Here is a 4,755-nt window from a genome sequence, read left to right as displayed (position 1 = left end):
CGCTACTTGGCGGAGTTTCAATATCGTTTTAACCGCAGGTTCGACCTGTGTGCACTTATTCCCAGGCTTGTCTACGTTTCTCTCCGGACGCCGCCAATGCCAGAAAGATTACTGAAGCTCGGCTTAGCTTAGGTGGTAATTAGGCAATATTATGTTTAACCTTACTGCGATAGCTGAGGGGAAAAAAATTGACAGCACTGAGAGTCATCAAAGAAATAAAAAGCCTCTCTATATATTTGTATCTTCATTGGTTGCGTTGTTTATTCTTTTATATTTGGGAGACATTGCAACGTCCAAGAAACGGGAGAAATACCTTGTCTCATCTGCAGCTGACTTGCTGGAAGAGCAGAAGGGTATAATTGTTAGGCTTTCGAATTATACCTTTTCTCGAAATTATATTAAAAGTGCAAGTCAGGATATTAAAATACTGAGCAAAGTCGAGGAGAAATTTCCCAAAGTTACTGTAATTACAAGGGACAGTCTCCTTGGCAAACCACTTTTGTTGGGCTTTACAAGTTACATGGGGCTTGGAAAAGATGAAGAGGCGTTAAAGGCTGACTATATTCTCAGTACCTCCAGTGAGGAACGAGAATATTTAAATTCAGTCTTTGACGGTTCTTCCAGCAGTCATAGATTTTCCTCTAACAATGGTAGATATGAAATCTACTATCCAGTTAAAACTGAAAATGGCCAGATAGTTATCCATTTATCCCAGCATATCAGGTATGGAAAGATTGGTTCATAACAAACTGATCAATAATGCGGCAAGGCTGTGCCTTGGCAGTGGGTGAATTGTGAGGCGCAGTGCTCAATTGATATCTTAAAGGCAGGCACCTGACCGAAATCGGTAGAGCATCAAGTTGCTCAAAAATAAAATGGCCAAACCGTTAGCTCTTCCATAGACGATGTACATCCCTGGAATCTGTAGAGTCTGGAAAGTTGGGGGCTGGTTGGGGAAAGTTTAGGATAGTATTGAACTTGCAAATGCAACAAACTTGTTGCATTATGGGCTGGTGGCTAAATCTAGCGAAGAAAGAGATCTAAGCGGCTTATTTAAAGCCCTGGGTGACATTACTAGAAGGCGCATAATTGACGAGCTAATGATTCGCGATAAGCAGTCATTGTTTGAAATATGCAGCCGTGTCTCTGCTGTGCATGGAATTTCTTCCAGTCGGCAAGCGCTTTCGAGACATCTGGCCGTACTCGAATCGGCGGGAATAATCACTACTGAGTGGAAAGGCACGACTAAACTTCACACCTTAGACAAGGCTCGTCTTTCAAACTTAGTGTCCGGCTGGCTATTAACTTTTGGAGATTGACCATGAAAATCTACGTAACCAGTGTTTTTGTTGACGATCAGGAAAAAGCCCTTAACTTCTATACTGAAATTCTTGGTTTTGAGAAGAAGCAGGATATACCTCTAGGTGAATATCGCTGGCTTACGGTTGTGTCAAAAAGTGATCCAAATGGTACAGAACTATTACTTGAGCCCAGTGCACACTCTGCGGTACCTCCCTTCAAGCAGGCTTTGGTTGAAGATGGAATTCCCTTCGCTTCTTTTCAGGTTGAGGACATCGACTTGGAATTTCAGCGGCTAAGCGACGCTGGTGTTGCGTTTACACAGGAACCCATGGAAGCAGGGAACGTCAAAATGGCGGTGCTCAATGATACCTGTGGAAATCTAATTCAACTTGTTGAAATGAAGTAGGTTGTTTCATTAAGACAATGTAAAATGGAGAAGTAGGTCTAAAGGACTTTTTAATCCACGCACTAAAGCGAGAGTCATCTAAGTACAATTTTTGGGTAACGGGCTGACCGGAAAATCCGCAATTCTGATCATCCTGACCTTTGGTGTGAAAGGAAAGGACTGGCTGATTAAACACGTAACTAGAAGAAGGTTACGTACTGGGTTTATCTTGAATTAGTACTGAGGAGATTGATTTTTTACTTGGTATTACTGTGCAAAATTCTTGTAATTGTCCGGTCTAGTGAAATTTTTTAGGGCTGACGCAGAGTTGCTTTCGAGAGTATAAATAGAAAAATAATCGTTATAGTGAGCACTATATAAATGCTACGGGCCGAAAAGGATAAATGAAATGAAAAAAATAATATTGGCCACACTGGCTTTTACATTTTCCCTGTCATTATTTGCTCAGGAATTTGAGGAGGTAGTAGTTACCGGTTCTATGCTGGATGGTAACTACTATGAGATGCCGGCTGTTACTATAAAGAAAAAGGCGGACTTCCTTGTCCAGAGAATACGCTTGGTAAATGATTCAAGATCACCCGGCTTGCGTCGTTCTGAGATAAGAAAAACTATCTCTAACTTGATAGATTCTTCGAGAAAGGTCAAGGGTATCGCCCTCTCATATGGTGAAGGATTTCTAGTTCCAGTAAATTTAAATGACGACTCTCTAGAAATCATTGAAGACCGTAAAAAGTCAGATACAAGTTATGTGAATATATATGCAAAAGTCGCAGTTAATGCCGATAATGATGCAAAAGATCAAATCAATGAGCTGAGGTCATTTGTTTACAGTGCACGTCTGGATGGCCGAACCGAAATTGAAACACAAGGAGATGTAGGCCTAAGTATAGTTTCTCCGGAGCAATACCGTTATGAAATCCTCGGTAAAATAGCAGAGGAAAATAACAAAATAACAGAGGTTGTTGGCGGTACTTGTAAGATAACAGTTGCCGGTCTTGAGGGACGCGTGGAGTGGGAGAGGTCAGATATTTCTGAGTTGACACTATATATCCCATATGCAACCGAGATAACTTGTTAGCCATATAAAAAATTAGAGGGCTATATCTTACGCTTAGCTCAATGCCATTATTCCTGGTTATGACCTGCTCGCCACTTTCTAGTCTACCGCGATCCTAGTAATGTTCGTCACCAGCGAGTAAGGTGAACATGAAGGAACGATTCGCCGAAGAGTAGATCATCCCAATCCTGAAGAGGGCCGAGGCCTGCGTTCTGGTAAGGGAGATTAGCCGCAAGTACAGCATCTCAAATGCCACTTCCTCACCTGGCGGAAGAAGTACGGTGGCCTGGAGGTGCTTGAATCCCGACGTCTCAAGGCTCTTGGGGAAGAGAATACCCATATTGGTTCGGTCACCAGCGGTAAAGTGCCGACTCGGAGTGCGATATCGAAGCGCAGCTGTTCGTGGTCATTCAGGTCTTCGTAGCCAGTACCGATGACCAGCAATTGCCGGGCGCATCAGCTGTTCACTGGGGTACTCGACACAGGCTTGGCGGCACGAGTCATTCACGACTTCGGCCAAAGGGAGAGACATATTAAGTCGCTGGTCGCACTCGCACAACAGCAGAGGGTCGGTATTGGAGGTCAAATCACCACCTGTGAAATCTACGGTGAGCTTACGACAGGAAAAAGATGCAAATCGGAGTTCAAGCTGGTAGTATTCTGTCACGGCGGAATTTCTTATCGGGCAGTCTTGTACACCGATAATGCTAAGACTTTCCGCCGCTTTTGTGTCTGGGACCATGCAAACTTCGGACTAGAGGAGTTCAGAAAAATCAGGTTATAAAATGCTATTACCTGAATAGAACCCAATCGCCTAGAATTATTGGCATTGCGGACACATATCGTCCCACTCAACCTCTTTATATAGCTTCAATGAAAGCCGACCGCGCGTTAATAATGGAGACTCGATATTAAATGTAATCTTAGGCTCTATACTGTTGTAGTGATCATAGCCAAACCACAGTTGCAGAAATCCAAAGTTTGTGATGTTCTCCCATTCACTTTTGAGTTTGTCTTCAAGCTCGATTCTGATATCCGCCGGTACCCAATCGGGTAAATAATCAATAATTTCATGAATACCAAACACAGAGTACTCAGGCTGAGGTAAATCGTCGATCGCAGTTAGGATAATTTCGTTAATGTTATCCTCGTAATAGTCGATGAAGTTTTCCATTTGTGAAGAAAAATTTTGTGTTTCCAAGGTCAGCACATCGAGAATATCTATAAACAGGCTGGTGTACCACGGAACGTCGATGTCGAGGTCAAATCGGAGATCATCATTGACTCGAAAATTGCTGATCTCTCCCGTATAGGTATTGTAACTACCAATCAACCAAAATTTATTTAGCGTTCTAAAGTGTACATCAGCCTCCAGAATACCATATTTTTCCACCTCACCTCTTACGGTGAAATCAAATCCGCCAACTCTAATATCGATAATACTTCCACCAACAGTGCCGTCTAATTCAACACCGATGTAGTTGGTCATAGTAAATCTATAGCGTTTAAAATCTACATCACTGTCATCGGCCGCTTCATCAATGGTTGCTTTGATCGCAGCAGATAATTTTTTCTTGATTTCGTAGTGCTCGCGGTAGGGTTTATCCAGTATTCCTGTGTCGCTAACCAAGCCCAAATTTAAATCCCAATAATCGTTAAGGTAGTCGTCGCGTTCTAGAACCAATCGATTAATGGATGAGTCGCCATAATTAAACGATAACAAGTATCGCTCTTCAACAGGCACCTCATCCCGTGGCCCAGCGAGTGTATAGTTGTTGAGCGTCGTTAAGATAATTAAAAAAGTGAATGACTTAAACAGTCGCATAATCCCTCCTGATCTTGCGAATGTATGGGGTAGCCTGATTTCTCCGGACAGTCCCGATTGTTACCATAGGCAATTGGGAGTATGTAATGACTATGAGAAAGACTTATTCAATAGAGTTTCGTTCAGAGGCCGTAAAGCTGGTCCTTGAGCAGGGCTTGACGCAGG

At 42.8% G+C, this 4,755-nt stretch carries 5 protein-coding genes and 1 pseudogene; 5 read left to right on the top strand and 1 reads right to left on the bottom strand.

Features of this window, described 5'->3' with window-relative positions; genetic code table 11:
* From AB1S50_RS18870 to AB1S50_RS18850, 5 genes and pseudogenes are all read left to right on the top strand, one after another.
* Window positions 1–132, top strand: a pseudogene (locus AB1S50_RS18870) (IS1595 family transposase); the annotation flags it as partial.
* A 19-nt stretch (window positions 133–151) separates the two neighbouring features.
* Window positions 152–745, top strand: coding sequence for a hypothetical protein (locus AB1S50_RS18865; RefSeq protein WP_367152765.1), 594 nt, complete (start codon window positions 152–154; stop codon window positions 743–745).
* A gap of 268 nt (window positions 746–1,013) precedes the next feature.
* Window positions 1,014–1,319, top strand: coding sequence for an ArsR/SmtB family transcription factor (locus tag AB1S50_RS18860; protein WP_367152764.1), 306 nt, complete (start codon window positions 1,014–1,016; stop codon window positions 1,317–1,319).
* A gap of 2 nt (window positions 1,320–1,321) precedes the next feature.
* The gene (locus AB1S50_RS18855; RefSeq protein WP_367152761.1) at window positions 1,322–1,708 is read left to right on the top strand and encodes a VOC family protein; all 387 of its coding nucleotides are present in this window, start codon (window positions 1,322–1,324) and stop codon (window positions 1,706–1,708) included.
* A gap of 388 nt (window positions 1,709–2,096) precedes the next feature.
* Complete coding sequence (locus tag AB1S50_RS18850; protein ID WP_367152760.1) at window positions 2,097–2,786, top strand: hypothetical protein; 690 nt, start codon at window positions 2,097–2,099, stop codon at window positions 2,784–2,786.
* 799 nt (window positions 2,787–3,585) lie between these two features.
* Here AB1S50_RS18850 and AB1S50_RS18840 read toward each other — a convergent pair.
* The gene (locus tag AB1S50_RS18840; protein WP_367152759.1) at window positions 3,586–4,590 is read right to left on the bottom strand and encodes a hypothetical protein; all 1,005 of its coding nucleotides are present in this window, start codon (window positions 4,588–4,590) and stop codon (window positions 3,586–3,588) included.
* Window positions 4,591–4,755: the final 165 nt, after the last annotated feature.

This window comes from Microbulbifer discodermiae (genome assembly GCF_040742695.1).
Lineage (GTDB): Bacteria > Pseudomonadota > Gammaproteobacteria > Pseudomonadales > Cellvibrionaceae > Microbulbifer.
Note: the sequence above shows the minus strand (reverse complement) of the source record. Positions and strands in the feature narration are given on the sequence as shown.